Below are 16,665 nucleotides of genomic sequence, written 5' to 3'. Positions count from 1 at the left end.
CGGGAGACTCTGCATGGCGAGCGCCGCAAGTGTCGCGCTGCGACCTGACGCACCGGCGACGACGCCGGGTGATGTGGTCGCCGCGGTGGATGATCTCTGTGTCACGTTCCGCCGCAACGGCAAGGACGTGCACGCGCTGCGCGGAGTGTCGCTGCAGATCGCGCCCGGAGAAATCGTGGGCCTGGTTGGCGAATCCGGCTCGGGCAAGAGCGTTCTGGGATTCAGCATGCTCGGCCTGCTCGGCTCCGCTAAGACCGCGGGCAGTGTTGCGGTCTGCGGAACCGACATGCTCACCGGCGCTGCCAAGCAGCTGCGCAAGGTTCGCCGGCTCGACCTCGGCGCGGTGTTCCAGGATCCGATGACGTCGCTGAACCCGACGATGCGGATCGGCAAGCAAGTCGAGGAAGTGGCAGGCAGCAGCGACGAGGCCCTGAAACTGCTGACCGCAGTTGGCATTCCGGATCCCGAACGGCGGATGCGGGCCTATCCGCACGAACTGTCCGGCGGATTGCGCCAGCGGGTGATGATCGCGATCGCGGTGGCCGGGAACCCCGAATTGATCATCGCCGACGAGCCGACCACCGCACTCGACGTGACCGTGCAGGCGCAGGTGCTGGCGCTGCTGCAGCGGCTGCGTGCCGAGATCGGCTGCAGCATCGTTCTGATCACCCACGACCTCGGCGTCGCCGCGCAGATCGCCGACCGCATCGCCGTGCTCTACGCCGGGCGGATCGCTGAAATAGGACCCACCGCCGACGTTCTCGCCGCTCCCGCGCATCCCTACACTCACGGCCTGTTGCAGTCGCGGTTGACGCTGGACACGGCGCGGGACCGTCCGCTGGCGGCGATGGCCGGCCAGGTGCCCAGCCCGAGCGCGCCACTGCCCGGGTGCGCGTTCGTGCCGCGGTGTGCGCTGGCCCGCACCGAATGCTCCGCAACCCCGCCGGATCCGGTGGCATGCGCGGAGAACCGGGTGAGCGCCTGCATCATCGAGCCTGCGCAGATGCGCACCGAGTTGGCCGGCATCGTCGCCGCCGAGGTCGAGGCTTTCCCGGATCGTGCCGAGATCTCTCTCGAACAGCCGCCCGCCGTCGACGCCCGCACCGTCACCAAGACGTTCACCGTGCGCCGTCGCAGGCTGGACCGCTCCGGGGCATCCGGGGGCAAACTGCAGGCGCTGCGCGGAGTGTCGCTGACCGTCGCGCACGGCGAGTCGGTGGCGCTGGTCGGGGAGAGCGGCTCGGGCAAGTCGACGCTGCTGCGCATCATCGCCGGCTTGGAGAAGGCGACCACCGGCGAAGTCGAACTGGCCGGCGACACCCGCCCGCAGATGGTCTTCCAAGACGCCGGTGCCTCACTGACACCGTGGTTGTCCGTCGGCGAGCTGATCGGTGAACGGCTGCGTGGCACCTCGATGTCACGCAGCGAGCGCAAGGACGCTGTCGCAGCGGTGCTGGAGCGAGTCGGCCTTCCGCAGGATGTGGTCAAGTCGCGGGCCGCGCAGCTCTCCGGCGGCCAGCGGCAACGCGTCTCGCTGGCGCGGGCCACCGTGATCCCGCCGCAGGTGCTGCTCTGCGACGAGCCGACCAGCGCGCTCGATGTGTCGCTGGCCGCTTCGGTGCTCAACCTGATCGGCGAACTGCGCCGCACCCTGGACATGTCGGTGGTGTTCGTGACCCACGACCTGTCGGTGGCGCGGGTGGTCGCCGACCGCATAGCGGTGATGTATCTGGGGCGCATCGTGGAGATCGGCCCCGCCGAAGACGTGATCGGACGCCCGACACATCCCTACACCCAGGCGCTGGTCGACGCGATCCCCGACCTGGGTCGCGACTGCCGGGTGCTGGCAGGCGAACCCGCCAGCCCACTGTCACCGCCGACCGGCTGCGCCTTCCACCCGCGGTGCCCGATCGCGATCGACACCTGCAGCGACATCGAGCTCGACGTCCGCCTGGAAGGCACTCCCGGCAGCCCGCACCAGGTCGCCTGTATCGAACGGAAGGCGCGCTGATGGCCATCGCAGTCCCCGCCCCGGCACTGTTGCGCAGCCGCGCGAAGAGGATGTCGGCGCTACCGAAAGACCGTGCGCTGATCGTCAATTGGCTTGGTGTGTCGTTGCTGCTGCTGGTGACGGTGATCGCCGTCGCCGTGCCACTGCTGGCCCCGCATGACCCGCTGGTGCCGGTGGGTATGCCGCTGCAGGCGCCCGGCAAGAACGGCTTCCTGCTCGGTACCGACAGCGTCGGACGGGACATCTTGAGCCGCGTGCTGTTCGGCATCCGGTCGAGCTGGTTCGCGGCCCTGGTGGTGGTCGGCGTCGGGCTGCTCATCGGAGGGCTCGTCGGGCTCATCGCAGGCGCGACCGGCGGCTGGCTGGACGCAACCTTGATGCGGATCACCGACGGCTTCCTGTCGCTGCCCGCGCCGGTGCTGGCCATCGCCGTCGTCGCCGCACTGGGACCCGGGTTCGTGCACACCCTGATCGCGGTGTCGATCGTGTGGTGGCCGTTCTACGCGAGGCTGGTTCGCGGTGAGGTCGCGCGGTTGGCGGCCCGGCCCCACGTCGAGGCCGCCCGGCTGGCCGGGGTCGGACCCGTCCGGGTCGCCACCCGCCACCTGCTGCCCGGCGCTGTGCCCAATGCGCTGGTGGCCGCCAGCCTCGACCTCGGCACGTTGATCCTCACGCTGGCTGCGCTGTCGTTCCTCGGCCTCGGGCAATCGGCCCCCGCCCCGGAACTCGGCGCCGACGCCGCCCGCAACCTGAGCTATTTCCTGCAGCAGTGGTGGGTGCCGGTGATGCCCGGCCTGGGTGTCCTTGTCCTCGCAGTGATCGGCAACGTCGCCGGTGACAGCCTGCGCAACCTGATGAAGACGAGCTAGGAGGCCCGCAGGTGAAAACGTTCATCGCCTCCCGACTGGCCGCGACGCTGGTGATCCTGGTCGCACTGACCGCCGTGATGTTTGTGCTGCAACATATTTCGCCACTGGATCCGGTCAAGGCCCAGATGGGTGCACAGGCGTCGGCCTCGGCGGTGGCCGCGCGCCGAGAAGCGTTGGGCCTCAACGATCCGATCGTGACCCAGTTCTGGCACTACCTCACCGGAGCGGTCCAGGGCGACCTCGGAACGTCGTACCGGACTCGGCACGCCGTCGCCTCCGATCTCGGTAGCTTCTTCCCGGCCACCCTGGAACTGGCCATCTACGGTATCGGTATCGCACTGGTTCTGGCCGTGCTGCTGGCATTCAGCACCACTTTGAAGTGGCGCGGTTCGGCTGTGCTGCGGGCGATCCTGTTCACCGGGTCCTCGGCGCCGATGTTCCTGCTCGGCATCCTCGGGCTGATCGTCTTCTACCAGAAGCTGGGCTGGGTGCCGGCCAACGGGCGCATCGGTATCAGCAATCCGCCGACCGGCCCCACCGGATTGCTCACCGTCGACGGACTGCTCAGCGGGCGTTTCGACGTCGTCACCGATGCCCTGCACCACCTGATCCTGCCTGCCCTGGTGCTGGCATTGGGCCCGGCGGTCGCCATCGGCCGGGTGCTTCGGTCCAGTCTGCTCACCGACATGGACAGCGACTATGTGCGAACCGCACGCGCGAAAGGCTTGTCGGAGAGCCGAATAGTGGCCGGTCACGTGCTGCGCAACTGCGTCGGTTCGGCGTTGTCGATGACCGGGCTGCAGGTCGGCCTGATGTTCGCCGGCGTGCTGGTGGTCGAGCAGGTCTTCGGCTGGCCGGGCATCGGCCAGTACATCGCTCAGAGCATTCCGGTGGCCGACTTCCCGGCGATCGCCGGCGTCACGCTGATGCTCGGCGCCCTCTACGTCTTCATCAACACGGTCGTGGATCTTCTCCAGGCCGCCGCAGACCCCCGCATCGCAGTTACAGGAGGATAGGTGCCGAAACAGCCACTGATAGTGGGCAATCCGGTCTTGGTCGTCGTCGACATGCAAGAAAGTGGCGACATGCCCGTCGAGGAGGTGGGCATCCCGCACATGGCTGGATACGCCGATCGAATCGGCCGGGCGCGGCAGCTGATCGCCGCCGCGCGTGCCGCGACGATCCCGATCGTGTTCTTCCAGGAAGTGCACCGCGCCAGCGGCATCGACTTCGGCCGGGAACTCGACGGTGTCGAAGGACCGCACTGCATCGACGGCAGGCCGGGCACCCCGCTGCATCCCGAGCTGTTACCCGACTTCACCGGCCCCAACCACGAGTTCCACATCGTCAAGCGGCGCTATTCCGGTTTCATCGGAACCGAATTCGAGATCGTGCTGTCCGGGCTGAAGGCCGACACGCTGATCCTGATCGGCGGCCTGACCGACGTATGTGTGCACTACACCTTCGCCGATGCCCATCAGCGCGACTTCCACGTGCGGGTGGTGTCCGACTGTGTCGGCGGTTCGTCGATCTACCGGCACGATGCCGCACTGGACGCCATGGAATACCTGCAAACCGGCGCAACGCGGACCACCGAGGAGATCCTCGACGCCTTTGCATCCCTGACCACCCCGGTACTCGAAGGAGCCGCCCGATGAAGAAACTCACTACGCTGCTCGCGATCGGCGCGACCGCAGCCCTGGCTCTGACCGCCTGTGGCGGTTCGAATTCCGGGGGCAGCAGCACTCCGAACGCGGCGCCGACCGACAAGGTGCTGAAGCTGTCGTTCCTGCAGGATCCGGGCCAGCCGCCGGACCCCGACATCTACTACGCAGGCCAGGGCCTGCTGCTGACCACCAACACCTATGAGGGTCTGCTGCAGTACAAGGCCGGCACCGACAAGGCGGAGCTCCAGCCGCTGCTGGCCACCGAGTGGACGGCCTCGCCGGACAACAAGGTGTTCAACTTCAAGCTGCGTCAGGGGGTGAAGTTCCACGACGGCACTCCCTTCACCTCGGCGGCGGTCAAGGCGTCCTTCGACCGGCGCGCGGCGGTGAATCAGGGGCCCGCTTACATGGTCTCCGACGTCGAATCGGTAACCACCCAGGGCGATTACGACGTGACCGTCACGCTCAAGGCGCCGAACTCGGCGTTCCTGGACTACCTGGCCTGCCCATACGGTCCGCGGATGATGAGTCCTGACGGCCTGCAGAAGAACGGGGGCACCGACCACGCGCAGGGTTATCTGACCACCCATGACCTGGGCACCGGCCCGTACACGCTGACCGCCGCCGAGGTCGGCTCGAAGTACCAGCTGACCGCCTTCGGCGACTACTGGGGCGCCAAGCCGTACTTCGAGAAGGTCGAACTGCCGGTGATCACCGACGTCTCGGCGCAGCAGCTGCAGTTCAACAACGGTCAGCTCGGCGCGATCCTGCACGACCTGCCGTCCTCGGCCGTGCAGTCCTATCTGGACAACAAGGCGTTCGCGAATTACTCACTGCCGACCATGATGTCGAACTTCGTCTACATCAACCCCAAGAAGGGGATGATGACCGACGCGAAGAACCGCAACGCCGTCATGCAGGCGATCGACGTCGACGAATTGGTCAAGCAGACCTACTTCGGCCGCGGCAAGAAGGCTGACCAGATCTACCCGGCGAACATGATGGCCGCTGAGTATGGCAAGCAGTCGGTGACCCATGATCCGTCCGTTCTGACCACGCTGGCTGCGAGCCTGCCGGCCGACCAGAAGTCCGTCACCATCGGCTACGACTCATCGAACCCCGATAACCAGTTGATTTCCAACCTGATTCAGACCCAGCTGGCCGCGGCCGGACTCAATGCCAAGGTCCAGGCCTACCCGACGTCGGAGATCTACGGCTGGGTCGGCGGTGACGGTCAGGCGGCACCGGAGATCATGACCTACCTCGGCTGGCCTGATGCACCGTCGCCCTACACGTGGGGGCACATCTCCTGGGATGCCGACGGTGGCCTGAACTTCTTCGGGTGCTCGGCCCCGCCGATCACCGACGCGTTGGCCAAGGGTCTGCCCACCGGTGACCTCGCGGACTTCTCCACCGCCGGTGAGGAAGCGGTGAAGACCGGTTGCTGGCTGAACATCGCCAATGTCAACGATTTCATGGTCGCCCAGCCGTGGCTGAAGGGTATCGAGCAGGCGCACGTGGTGACCGATCCGAACTCGCTGCGGTTGGCCGCGCTGTCGGTGGGCTGACGCGAGTGGGTCTCGGAGATGGCAAGGTTCGTCGTATCGTCCTGCTGACGCTCGGGTGGGAGGAGTTACCGAAGGCGGTGTCGGTGTACGGCTCGCCACCGGAACTCCGGCTGCGTGAACCGGTTCCGGGGGTGTTGTTGCAGACCGATGGCGGCTGGGTGCTGCTCGACACCGGCTTCAACACCGCGCTGATCCGGGATCCGGCGCTGTACCGGCGGTTCTATCCGACCGTCGAGTACATCCCGGTTCTGCCGGGGCCGGGTGAGCCGATCGAGGAGTCGCTGCACGACATCGGCATCGACGTCGACGACATCCACCTCGTGGCGCTGTCGCACCTGCACCACGACCACGCCGGCGGCGTGAAGTTGTTCGCCGGCAAGGTCCCGGTGCATGCGCAGCGGCGCGAGCTGGAGTACGGGCTCTCGAACCACCCGGAGCCGGAACGACATGCCATCGCCCGCATCGACTTCGACGATCCCCGCATCGACTGGGTGCTGGCCGACGGTGAAGCCGAGATCGCGCCCGGTATCACCGCGGTGCCCACCTACGGGCACACGCCGGGGCATCAGAGCTTCGTCGTCGATCTCGACGAGTCGGTGGGCGGCGGCGGGTTCGTGTTCGCGTTCGACGCCGCCGACCTCACCGAGAACATCGAGCACGAGTTGGCGATCGGCGGGTTCATCGACGTCGACCCGGCCGACACGGTCGAGCCGATCCGCAAGCTGAAGAGGCTGGCCACCGACAAGGGATACGAGCTGGTGCCCGGCCACGACCCGCATGTCTGGCCAGAGCTGACGAGGGCCTTCGCGGAGCGGTTCGGCCCGGTGCCGCCGCCGTGACCACGGCCGCCGTCGAGCACGTCATTCGCGCGCCGCGCGCGGTGATCGACGGCGTGGTCCGGCCCGCGGCGATCGGGTTGGCGGACGGCATGATCCGCGTTGTCGCCGGCGTCGACGAGAAGCTCGCCGGCGACGGCGAAACGGTCTTCGGCCCTGATGTGGTGGTGTTGCCCGGTCTGGTGGACACCCATGTGCACATCGACGACCCGGGAACCGACTGGGAGGGCTTCGACTCGGCGACGGCGGCGGCGTTGGCCGGTGGCATCACCACGGTGGTGGACATGCCGCTGGACTGCGACCCGGTGACGACCACGATGGCGGCGTTGGAGGCCAAGCGGTCCGCGGCAGACGGCGCCTGCCATGTCGACACCGGTTTCTGGGGCGGCATCGTGCCGGACAACCTCGAGTCGTTCGGTGAGCTGGCCGGCGCGGGAGTGTTCGGCTTCAAATGCTTTCTGTCCGAATCGGGAAACGCCGACTTTCCGCCGCTGGACCCCGACCAGCTTCGGACGGCGATGGCCGTTGTGGCCGAACTGGATTCAGTGCTGCTGGTGCACGCCGAGAGCGAGCGGGTACTGACAGATTGCCCGGAGCCGGCCGGGCGGTCGTATGACGACTTCCTTCGGTCGCGGCCCGACGCCGCCGAGGAGGATGCGGTGCGCATGGTGCTCGACGCGGTCGCCGCGACCGGCGCCCGAGCCCACATCGTGCACGTGTCGAGCGCCGAGGTGCTGCCGATGATCGCCGAGGCCAAAGCGGCAGGACTTCCCGTCACCGCCGAAACATGCCCGCACTATCTGACTTTCGCCGCCGAGACCATCCCCGAGGGTGGGACGGTGTTCGCAGCCTGCCCGCCCATCCGCGGTGGGGACAACCGCGACCTGCTCTGGGCTGCCCTGGCCGACGGAACGCTCGACATGGTGGTATCCGACCACTCGCCGTGCGCGCCACACCATAAAGACCTCACCGGCGGTGACTTCGGCAGGGCCTTCGGTGGGATCAGCTCGCTGCAGATCGCACTGCCCGCGCTGTGGACCCAGGCGCGCCGGCGCGGATTCGCCGTGCACGAGGTATCCCGGTGGATGGCGCAGGCGCCCGCTGAACTCGCCGGCATGACCGACCGGGGAGCGATCGCCCCAGGCAGACGCGCCGACTTCTGTGTGTTCGACCCCGACGCCTCGTGGGTGGTCCGGGGTGCCGAGCTTCAGCACCGTCACCCGGTGACCCCGTATGAGGGCAGTGCGCTGACCGGTGCGATCCGTCAGACCTGGCGGGGCGGACGGCCGGCCGGTGAGGACAGCCGCGGCAACCTGCTGGCCGCCGGACTCCGGGAGCCGGCATGAAGATTCTGGTGCTCAACCCCAACACCTCGGCGACGATGACGGCGGAGATCGACGCCGCGGCCAGGGCGGCCGCCGCACCCGAGACCGACATCGTCACCGCGCAACCCGCTTTCGGATCCGTCGCGATCGACTCCGCTGCGGAGAGTTACCTGTCCGCCGTCGGGGTGATGGACGTCGTCGCCACCCAGCTCGCCGCCGGAACGTTCGACGCCGACGCCGTGGTGCTGGCCGGTTTCGGCGAGCACGGCAAAGATGCGCTGCAGGAGATGCTCGACGTCCCTGTGCTCGATATCGCCGAATCGGCCGCCCACGTCGCTCAGCTGATCGGCAGGAGGTTCTCGGTGGTCACCACCCTGGCCCGCTCCATCGCGCCGATCGAGGACCGACTGCTGTTGGCCGGGTTGGCTGCCCACTGTGCGTCGGTACGGGCGTGCGGCCTCGGGACCGCCGAGGTCGATGCCGACCCGGCCGGAGCGGTCGCCGCGATCGTCGCCGAAGCCGAACGCGCGGTGACTCTGGACGGCGCCGACGTGATCTGCCTCGGTTGCGCAGGGATGGCCGGGGTGACCGCCGCGATCACCGAGAAACTCGGCGTGCCCGCCGTCGACGGGGTGGCCGCCGCAGTAGGTCTGGCGCAGATGCTGGTCGGCCTGAACCTGTCCACCAGTAAGGCCGGTGTGTATGCCGCCGGGCCGGAGAACGCCCGCACGCACTGGCCACTATCGCAGGGGTTACGCACATGACCGGACTGGACTTGGCCTGCCGTGCGGTCGGCGGCAGCGTCGTGGCGGCCAGCGACGAGTCGTTCGGTTTCAAGGAACGGCTGATCGACGCGGCCGAACCCGACTTCGTGCCAGGCACTTTCGACTTGCGCGGCGAAGTCGTCGACGGCTGGGAGACCCGCAGGCACGCACCCGCGCCGGACTGGGTCATCATCCGGCTCGGAGTGCCGGGCCGGCTGCACACCATCGACGTCGACACCCGGTTCTTCACCGGCAACCATCCGACCGGCGCCGCGCTGTACGCGGCGACGCTGGCCGCCGGCGCCGACCCGTGTGATGCACGGGTGGACTGGCGGGTGCTGTCGCCGTCGACGGCTCTGAAAGCCGACGCGCACAACCTGATTGCCGTGGACGACGCGCGCCGCTACACCCACCTCAAGGTGGTGATCGCATCTGACGGCGGGGTGGCCAGGCTGCGGGCCTACGGCGATCCTGTTCCCGACCCGGCGCTGTGGTCGGGGGTGACCGTCGAGGTTTCCGGCGCCGAGCACGGTGGGCGCGTCGAGCACTGCAGCGACACGTTCTACTCCGACGCGCGGGCGCTCATCGCCGCGGACCGGCCGCAGAACATGGGGTCGGGCTGGGAAGCCCGGCGCCGGCGCGACATCGGACCCGACACCCATGACGCGGTGACGATCTCCTTTCTGACGCCCGCTGATCTGCTCCGCATTGAAATCGACACCTCCTACTTCGTGTTCAACGCCTCACGCGAGGTGTCCGTGCTCGGCACCCGTGACCGGCCCGATGCCCGACGGCCGTGGTGGGCGTTGCCGTTCGACGAGGTGGTGCTGCCCCGCACACACCTGATCGCCGACGCACGCCAAGTCTTCGTGGTCGATGCCCCCGCGATCACCGCCATTCGAGTCCAGGCCTACCCCGACGGCGGCATCGCGCGGGTGCGGGCGCTGGGCCGGCCCACGGCATCCGGATTGGCCGAGCTGCACTCGAGATGGGACGCGTCGCTGTGACCCTCGCGACCCCGGTGATCGCCGACTGCACCGGACTGTGGCGACGCACGCTGCTGGTCGAGGCCGACGGCTCCCGCGATATCGGCACGAATGTGCAATGGCTGCAGGGCATCTCCATGTTCGTCGATCTTCGCGGACCTGGCGAGGGTTTCGCCGGCCTGCTCAGCCAGCGTGACGACGTCTTCGAATGGGCCCGCCTGGTCGACCTGCAGCCACCCGGCCTACCCGACGCGGGGAGGATGAGCTGGAATGGTGACACCCTCGTGGAGATCGGCGTGCACGCCGACTACACCGAGCACTGGCAGCGCGAAGCCGTTGCGACACAACCCTGCTGGGGACTTGTGCTGTCGGCGTCGGCCATGACGGGTGTGCTGGTGCGAGTGGGGGACCGGTTCGGCTGGGCTCACCCCCAGGAGATCTCGCTGGGGACGGTCGACGGAACCGGTTGGCGGATCGACGAATCCAGCCATCCACACCGGGTCGGGGCGCGGCTGCAGCCGAGAATCCAGTCAGGACGGCTACGAGTCGACGACGACAGCGCCTGGGACATCAACGACAGCGAAGGAAGCGTGACAGTGTGAGTGGGGCGACATCATTCCAATCGGTACCTGTGATCGACATCAGCGGGTTGCGGTCCACCGATCCTGCCGACCGGGAGCGCGTCGCGGCCGAACTCGGCACGGCGGCACGTGACGTCGGCTTCTTCTACATCTCGGGGACTTCGGTCAGCGACGAGCTTTTCGATCGGCTACTGGAGGCCACCAAACAGTTCTTCGCCCTGCCGCTGGCGGAGAAGATGAAGTCCTACATCGGGCTGTCGAACTGTCATCGCGGTTATGTGCCGGTGGGTGAGGAAGGGTTCTACAGCGACAAGCCAGACTTCAAGGAAGCATTCGACACCGCACTGGACCTGCCCGCCGACGACCCCGACCACCTGGCGGGAAACCCGATGCTCGGACCCAACGTGTGGCCCAACCTTGCGGGCTTCGCCGAAACGGTCACCGAGTACTACCAGGCGGTGCTGGGCGTCGGACAGGATCTGTTGGGCGCCTTCGCCGTCGCGCTCGGAGAAGATCCGGACACCTTCACCCGGCACGCCACCAAGACGCCGAGCCAGTTGCGGCTGATCTACTATCCGCACAACCCGCACGCCGAAGACGCCCAGGGCATCGGCGCACACACCGACTACGAGTGCTTCACACTGCTCAAGCCCACCGCGCCCGGGCTCGAAGTCCTCAACGGCGCCGGGGAATGGATCGACGTCCCACCGATTCCCGGAACGTTCGTGGTCAACGTCGGCGACATGCTCGAACTGTGGACCAACGGGGCCTTCGTCGCCACGTCGCATCGGGTGCGCAAGGTCAAGCAGGAGCGGTACTCGTTCCCGCTGTTCTTCAACGTCGACTACCACACGGTGGTGCAGCCGCTGCCGCAGTTCGTCACCGCAGACGAGGAGTCACGACCGGCTTTGGTGGCCGGCGAGCACCTGTTCGCCCAGACCGCGCAGACGTTTGCCTACCTGCGGTCCCGGCTCGAGAGTGGCGATCTGGTGTTGCCGGACGGCTCGCTGGAGACCGGTACCTTCGGCCAGCAGGCGCTGCAGTCCCGCAACTGAGTGCGCAGGCTGCGGGCGTCAGGGCTCACCTCGATGCGGCAGTCGGTGAGCAGGCTTGACCTGTGCGTGGTGCGCGGCCGCGTGCTGCCCTTCGATCGGCGTCGACCTGCCGTTGATGGTGACGCCGGGACCGCTCCTCAGAACGGTCGTCGAGGTTTGGAACAGCGATCCCACGATGGACCCGGGCCCGTGGGCTTCGATGTCGTTTCGCCGGCCAAACCCGCTGAATGCAACATTTCGGGTGCCGGTCTGCTGCTTGCCGCCGAAGCCGGCGAAGACCTGGCTGTCACGGGAAAAGAAGCTGGCGGCAACGTTGAATGAGCCCACGGCGAGCACGTTGCTGCCGAACGGTGTGGTCGACGACGGGCTGAACACATTGAGTGCGATGTTGCCGATGCCCTCCGCCGCGGCCTGGGCCACGTATCGGCTGCTTCCCACGGCGATGGCGATGTTGCCGAAGGCCTTGTCTGCCAACGGTGTCCGGCCCGCATATCCGACCGACGAGTCGCCCAGCGCCGCCGCGAAATTCAGGTCACCGCCGGCCAAGATGGCTGTCGCATCGTTGCCGACGGCCACGGAGGTGCCCAGGCGGCTGCCGCGGTTGGCGTAGGCGCCAGCGCTGTAGCCGAGCGCGGTGACCGAATTCAACACGGTGTCTTCCTCGATCTTCGAAAACGAAAGCTTCCCTACCGAGATGGCGCTCCCGAGCGTGCCCAGGGCGTAGGCCTGTGCGCCGGGACCCAGCGCGATGGCGACACTGGTGGGGGTGCTGAAACAGTTGGTGCTGTTGCCGATCCCGAAAAACGATGCGCAGCTCGCACTCGCCTGCGGTGCGGACCCGAGTGCGGCCGCCACCGCGCCGGCGCCAAGCGACGCCAGTAGTATTCCGCCGGCGACCTTGTTACGTGCGAATCCTGTCATGCCCCGAACCTATGAGCGGCCAGGCATTCGGCGCATCACCCAGCCCGGCCATCTTCAGCAGATGGCCGTTCGCGGCCATCGGGGTGGCTATCTCAGCCGACGGGTGGGGCGCGTCTCGATCGCATCGATCGTCAGGGCACGCCGGCTCAGCACCCAGCCGGGTTCGGCTCGCTGGTACTCGTCGTCGTAGTGCAGGTACCACACCAGATCGGTGAAGCCCTCGGAACGGCGGTTGAAATGGTGTGCGGTCGCCGCGATACGCCCCTGCGCAACATCGGGATTCGAGCCGGCCGTGTACACCTCGGAGTCGATGCTGTGGTGGGTCCGCCCGACGCTGGTCGCCGCGGCGAGCGCCTCGCGAATGGCGTCAGGGCCGCGGTGCGATCGCGCCGGGGTCAGCATCTCCGGTGGTTCGGGCAGGATCAACTCACCGTCAGCCGCAAACAATCCGATCACGGTCTCGACATCCCGATCGTCGACCGCCGCCGCGTAGCGATGCACCAGATCCGACAGCGCCAGGCGATCCGGCACCGAAAGACTCACGGTTGCAGGCCCAATCGCTGCGCGCAGGCCGAGAGGAGGTCCTTGGCTTCGTTGATCTCGGTGACCGCAGGCATCCCGAGCACCACTCGTCCGGCTCCGACCTCGGCCAACCGCCCCGCCCGGTCGGCGTCGACCTTCGTCACCAGATGCCCCAGCGACAACTCGAGCGAAGCGGGGTCGCGCCCGGCGTCCTCGGCGGCCAGTCGCATCACCTCCACCAGCGTCGCAAGCTCGGCGCCGCCGACCCCGAGTGGCTGGAAACCGTCACCGAGCCGTCCCGCCCGCCGTGCCGCCAATCGGCTGTGCCCACCGATGTGAATCGGAATTCCCTCGGCTGCAACCGGTTTCGGGTAGCACATCGCGTGGTCGAAGTCATAGAACTCACCGTGGTGGCTCACTCCGCCGGGATTGTCGGCCCACAGCGCACGCAGCACCTCGATCTGCTCGTCCGCGCGACGGCCCCGGCTGGTGAAACCGGCTCCGCAGGCTTCGATCTCCTCCCGCAACCAGCCGACCCCGACGCACAGGCGCACCCGTCCGCCGGACAACACGTCGACGGTGGCGGCCCGTTTGGCCAGCATCACCGGATGGTGATTGGGCACCACCAGTACCCCGGTGGCCAGACCCAACGTGGTGGTCTGGCCGGCCAGGAACGCCAGCATCTCCAGCGGGTCGGGCACCGGGCACTCCGGGGCAACGTCGACCCGGCCGGACGGATCGTAGGGATACACGCTGGTGTACTGCGTCACCAGCACCGTGTGCTCGGCCATGACGATCGACTCGAAGCCACACGCCTCCAGATGGCGGGCGAACTCCGTCATCCACACGGGGTTCGCGGTGACCCCCGCGGCGATGGGAGCGACGACGGCGAACTTCACGTCGTGAGGCTAACCCGCGGGCTCCGGATCGCCTTCGCCCAGTCCCGGCAGATGAGCCATCAGCCGGTCCAGGAACACGACGTGGCCCTTCAGTAACTTCCGGCGTGCCTGGGCCACCGGGAACCATCCGACTCGGTCGAGTTCGGGGAAGTCCTGCATTCGCCCGGACCCCTTCGGCCACTCCATGCTGAAGGTGTTGCTCTGTGCCTGCGTGACATCCAGGTCCGTCTCGACGGCGAACACCGTCAACACCTTGCCGCTCGGCTGCTTGACCGCATCGAAATCGATCCGGATACCCTGCGGCACATCAGATCCCAACTCCTCGGCGAACTCACGCCGTGCGGCCGCCCACGCGTCGTCGGTTTCGGGGTCGTACTCGCCCTTGGGGATCGACCACGCGCCGTCGTCCTTGCGTGCCCAGAACGGCCCACCGGGATGTCCGATGAGCACCTCCACGACGCCGTCGACGTGTCGGTGCAGCAGCACGCCCGCGCTGTATTTCGGCATCGCTACTGCGGGTGTGGCGCGGTCGCGGACTGCATCACCGCCGCCAGCGTCTGCGCCCGCGGGTCGGTCAGCACATCCTCGAGCAATAGTGGCGAGCCGTCGGGTCCGGTCAGCGGGACGCGCCAGTTCGGGTATTCGTCGGTGGTGCCTGGCTGATTCTGGGTGCGCCGGTCGCCCACCGCATCGGTCAACGCCAGCGCCAACAACCGCGACGGGGTCCGGGCCAGATACCGATGCAGCGCCAGGATCACCTGCTCGGTGTCGGCATCGTCGCCGAGAAGGCCGACCCGGCGAAGCTCGGCCAGCCAGGCCGCCTGCTCGGCACGATCGTGGGCAAGTTCCTCCTCCGCGGGGCGGGTGAGCAGGCCGAGCTCGTCGCGCAACCGCACGTGCTCACCGGCGAGATAACCGGCCGTCGGCGGCAGATCGTGCGTGGTCACCGAGGACAAGCACAACTCTCGCCAGCGCTCGGCAGGCAGTGGTCCGCCGCCGCCGTCGCGGTCCAGTTCGAACCACAGGATCGACGTGCCCAGCACGCCGCGAGCACGCAGATAGTCACGCACCCACGGTTCCACCGTGCCCAGATCCTCGCCGACGACGACGGCGCCGGCCCGGTGCGCTTCGAGTGCGACGATGCCGATCATCGCGTCGTGGTTGTAGCGGACGTAGGTGCCCTTCGTCGGCGCGGCGCCGGACGGGATCCACCACAACCGGAACAGCCCGATGATGTGATCGATCCGCACCCCGCCGGCATGCCGCAGGATCGCCGCGATCAGATCCCGAAAGGGTTGGTAGCCAAGCTCTTCGAGCTGGTCGGGCCGCCATGGTGGTTGCGACCAGTTCTGGCCGAGCTGGTTGAACTCGTCGGGCGGGGCACCGGCGGCGACCCCGGTGGCCAACACATTCTGCAATGCCCAGGCGTCCGCTCCGTCGGGATGCACGCCGACGGCGAGGTCGTGCATGATGCCCAGCGCCATCCCGGTGCGGACGGCCTGGGACTGCGCGGCGGCCAGCTGATCGTCGAGCTGCCACTGCAGCCAGCGGTGGAACTCCACCGCCGAGCCGTGCCGGTGGACGAACTCGGCCACGTCGGGGCCGGCCGGATGGCGCAGGCCTTTCGGCCACTTCCGCCAGTTGCCGCCGTACTTCTCGGCCAGCGCCGACCAGGTGGCGAAGTCGTCGAGGGCCCGGCCTTCCCGCTGTTTGAAGGCCTCGAAGGCGAGCTCACGGCCCGCCGACCGCGGCACCCGGTAAATCGCTTTCAGTGCAGTACGTTTCGCCGCCCACGCCGAGTCGCGGTCGATGGCGTCGATCTTGCGTGACCGGGCCTGGACCGCGGCCCGCAACTTCCACACCCGGCCACGCTTGGGCAGCTGAGCGAACTCGGGAACGGACTCGACCCGCAGGTAGATCGGATTGGTGAACCGCCGGGATGTCGGCAGGTAGGGGGAGGGTTCCATGGGCCGGGTGGGTGCGGCCGCCTGCAGCGGGTTGACCAGGATGTAGCCGGCCCCGTGACGCGCCCCGGCCCACACGGCGAGGTCGGTGAGATCACCGAGATCGCCGACACCCCAGGAGTTTTCGGAGCGCACACTGTAGATCTGGGTGGCCAGGCCCCACGCCCGCCGCGCGCCGAGCCGGGCAGGCAGACCCAGCCAGGCCGGGGTGACGATCAGCGGCGTGCTGAATTCCTGACCGCCCGAGCTCAAGTGGACGCTGTGATAGCCCAGCGGCAGATCGGCGGGCAGCACGAACGTCGCTTCACCCACCAGCCTTCCGTCCAGGTCGTGCGGTGGAGTGAAGTTGTCGGCTTGGCGCACCCCGGTGCGCACCGTGCCATCCTCCAGCCGGACCCAGACGTGCGCCGGGTCACCATGGGTGACATGCGCCCAGAACGACGTTTCACTGTCGGCGCGGCCGATGATCGTCGGCGGCAGTGACCGGGACCAATACCGGGTGTCGTCTGCCGAAAGCGCTGCGGCGCGGCCCTCTTCGGTCCCGGCCTGCACACCGAGCGCGGCCAGCACCGCCACCAGGGTGTCCTCCTCGACCGGCACGGACCGCCCGGTCCAGTCGTAATACTCGGTGGCCACACCGAACCGATGGGCGAGTTCGGCCAGCGACGAAGCAGTCATGTGTGCCATCTTGCTTGGT

At 67.9% G+C, this 16,665-nt stretch carries 16 protein-coding genes; 11 read left to right on the top strand and 5 right to left on the bottom strand.

The genetic code is table 11. The features are described from left to right. The first annotated feature begins 13 nt into the window (after positions 1 to 13). Genes G6N32_RS14900 through G6N32_RS14850 form a run of 11 tightly spaced genes read left to right on the top strand, consistent with a single transcriptional unit; the run spans position 14 to position 11,662 of the window. The gene (locus tag G6N32_RS14900) at positions 14 to 2,011 is read left to right on the top strand and encodes a dipeptide ABC transporter ATP-binding protein (RefSeq protein WP_115320249.1); all 1,998 of its coding nucleotides are present in this window, start codon (positions 14 to 16) and stop codon (positions 2,009 to 2,011) included. Next, entirely contained in the window at positions 2,011 to 2,880 is an 870-nt protein-coding gene (locus G6N32_RS14895; RefSeq protein ID WP_115320248.1) for an ABC transporter permease, read from the top strand. Before G6N32_RS14900 ends, G6N32_RS14895 begins: the two co-directional genes overlap by 1 nt. Positions 2,881 to 2,891: 11 nt before the next feature. Then, positions 2,892 to 3,896, top strand: a complete 1,005-nt coding sequence (locus G6N32_RS14890) for an ABC transporter permease (RefSeq protein ID WP_115320247.1) — start codon at positions 2,892 to 2,894, stop codon at positions 3,894 to 3,896. Next, complete coding sequence (locus G6N32_RS14885) at positions 3,897 to 4,538, top strand: cysteine hydrolase family protein (protein WP_115320246.1); 642 nt, start codon at positions 3,897 to 3,899, stop codon at positions 4,536 to 4,538. Next, positions 4,535 to 6,115, top strand: coding sequence for an ABC transporter substrate-binding protein (locus G6N32_RS14880; RefSeq protein ID WP_115320245.1), 1,581 nt, complete (start codon positions 4,535 to 4,537; stop codon positions 6,113 to 6,115). The genes G6N32_RS14885 and G6N32_RS14880 overlap by 4 nt, the downstream gene beginning before the upstream one ends. Positions 6,116 to 6,120: 5 nt before the next feature. Further along, positions 6,121 to 6,954, top strand: a complete 834-nt coding sequence (locus G6N32_RS14875; RefSeq protein ID WP_115320244.1) for an N-acyl homoserine lactonase family protein — start codon at positions 6,121 to 6,123, stop codon at positions 6,952 to 6,954. Then, on the top strand, positions 6,951 to 8,297 hold the full coding sequence (gene allB, locus G6N32_RS14870) for an allantoinase AllB (RefSeq protein WP_115320243.1): 1,347 nt from the start codon (positions 6,951 to 6,953) through the stop codon (positions 8,295 to 8,297). The genes G6N32_RS14875 and allB overlap by 4 nt, the downstream gene beginning before the upstream one ends. Next, entirely contained in the window at positions 8,294 to 9,040 is a 747-nt protein-coding gene (locus tag G6N32_RS14865) for an aspartate/glutamate racemase family protein (protein ID WP_115320242.1), read from the top strand. Before allB ends, G6N32_RS14865 begins: the two co-directional genes overlap by 4 nt. Continuing rightward, positions 9,037 to 10,047, top strand: a complete 1,011-nt coding sequence (locus G6N32_RS14860; protein WP_115320241.1) for an allantoicase — start codon at positions 9,037 to 9,039, stop codon at positions 10,045 to 10,047. The genes G6N32_RS14865 and G6N32_RS14860 overlap by 4 nt, the downstream gene beginning before the upstream one ends. Next, the gene (locus G6N32_RS14855) at positions 10,029 to 10,628 is read left to right on the top strand and encodes a hypothetical protein (protein WP_115320240.1); all 600 of its coding nucleotides are present in this window, start codon (positions 10,029 to 10,031) and stop codon (positions 10,626 to 10,628) included. Before G6N32_RS14860 ends, G6N32_RS14855 begins: the two co-directional genes overlap by 19 nt. Next, a complete protein-coding gene (locus tag G6N32_RS14850; RefSeq protein WP_115320239.1) occupies positions 10,625 to 11,662 on the top strand; it encodes an isopenicillin N synthase family dioxygenase in 1,038 nt (345 codons plus the stop codon). The genes G6N32_RS14855 and G6N32_RS14850 overlap by 4 nt, the downstream gene beginning before the upstream one ends. Positions 11,663 to 11,680: 18 nt before the next feature. Here G6N32_RS14850 and G6N32_RS14845 read toward each other — a convergent pair whose 3' ends face one another. The 5 genes from G6N32_RS14845 to malQ all read right to left on the bottom strand — a co-directional run bounded on the left by G6N32_RS14845 (position 11,681) and on the right by malQ (position 16,655). Then, positions 11,681 to 12,583, bottom strand: a complete 903-nt coding sequence (locus tag G6N32_RS14845; protein ID WP_115320238.1) for a hypothetical protein — start codon at positions 12,581 to 12,583, stop codon at positions 11,681 to 11,683. Positions 12,584 to 12,670: 87 nt separating this feature from the next. Beyond that, the gene (locus G6N32_RS14840) at positions 12,671 to 13,126 is read right to left on the bottom strand and encodes a nuclear transport factor 2 family protein (RefSeq protein WP_115320237.1); all 456 of its coding nucleotides are present in this window, start codon (positions 13,124 to 13,126) and stop codon (positions 12,671 to 12,673) included. Then, the gene (locus G6N32_RS14835) at positions 13,123 to 14,004 is read right to left on the bottom strand and encodes an LLM class F420-dependent oxidoreductase (RefSeq protein ID WP_115320236.1); all 882 of its coding nucleotides are present in this window, start codon (positions 14,002 to 14,004) and stop codon (positions 13,123 to 13,125) included. Before G6N32_RS14835 ends, G6N32_RS14840 begins: the two co-directional genes overlap by 4 nt. Positions 14,005 to 14,013: 9 nt before the next feature. Continuing rightward, a complete protein-coding gene (locus G6N32_RS14830; RefSeq protein ID WP_115320235.1) occupies positions 14,014 to 14,511 on the bottom strand; it encodes an NUDIX hydrolase in 498 nt (165 codons plus the stop codon). A 2-nt stretch (positions 14,512 to 14,513) separates the two neighbouring features. Then, positions 14,514 to 16,655: a 4-alpha-glucanotransferase gene (gene malQ, locus G6N32_RS14825; protein ID WP_410432641.1), complete on the bottom strand. Its 2,142-nt coding sequence runs from the start codon at positions 16,653 to 16,655 to the stop codon at positions 14,514 to 14,516. Between the last annotated feature and the right edge of the window lie 10 nt (positions 16,656 to 16,665).

Origin of the sequence: Mycolicibacterium aichiense, assembly GCF_010726245.1 — a bacterium.
In the GTDB taxonomy this organism is placed as follows: domain Bacteria; phylum Actinomycetota; class Actinomycetes; order Mycobacteriales; family Mycobacteriaceae; genus Mycobacterium; species Mycobacterium aichiense.
Note: the sequence above shows the minus strand (reverse complement) of the source record. Positions and strands in the feature narration are given on the sequence as shown.

What these genes read in the sequence shown, in the direction of transcription:
- G6N32_RS14865 (WP_115320242.1), top strand. Translation starts at nt 8,294, where the DNA reads ATGAAGATTCTGGTGCTCAACCCCAACACCTCGGCGACGATGACGGCG.
- G6N32_RS14860 (WP_115320241.1), top strand. Translation starts at nt 9,037, where the DNA reads ATGACCGGACTGGACTTGGCCTGCCGTGCGGTCGGCGGCAGCGTCGTG.
- G6N32_RS14845 (WP_115320238.1), bottom strand. Translation starts at nt 12,583, where the DNA reads ATGACAGGATTCGCACGTAACAAGGTCGCCGGCGGAATACTACTGGCG.
- malQ (WP_410432641.1), bottom strand. Translation starts at nt 16,655, where the DNA reads ATGGCACACATGACTGCTTCGTCGCTGGCCGAACTCGCCCATCGGTTC.
- G6N32_RS14830 (WP_115320235.1), bottom strand. Translation starts at nt 14,511, where the DNA reads ATGCCGAAATACAGCGCGGGCGTGCTGCTGCACCGACACGTCGACGGC.
- G6N32_RS14895 (WP_115320248.1), top strand. Translation starts at nt 2,011, where the DNA reads ATGGCCATCGCAGTCCCCGCCCCGGCACTGTTGCGCAGCCGCGCGAAG.
- G6N32_RS14880 (WP_115320245.1), top strand. Translation starts at nt 4,535, where the DNA reads ATGAAGAAACTCACTACGCTGCTCGCGATCGGCGCGACCGCAGCCCTG.
- G6N32_RS14900 (WP_115320249.1), top strand. Translation starts at nt 14, where the DNA reads ATGGCGAGCGCCGCAAGTGTCGCGCTGCGACCTGACGCACCGGCGACG.
- G6N32_RS14855 (WP_115320240.1), top strand. Translation starts at nt 10,029, where the DNA reads ATGGGACGCGTCGCTGTGACCCTCGCGACCCCGGTGATCGCCGACTGC.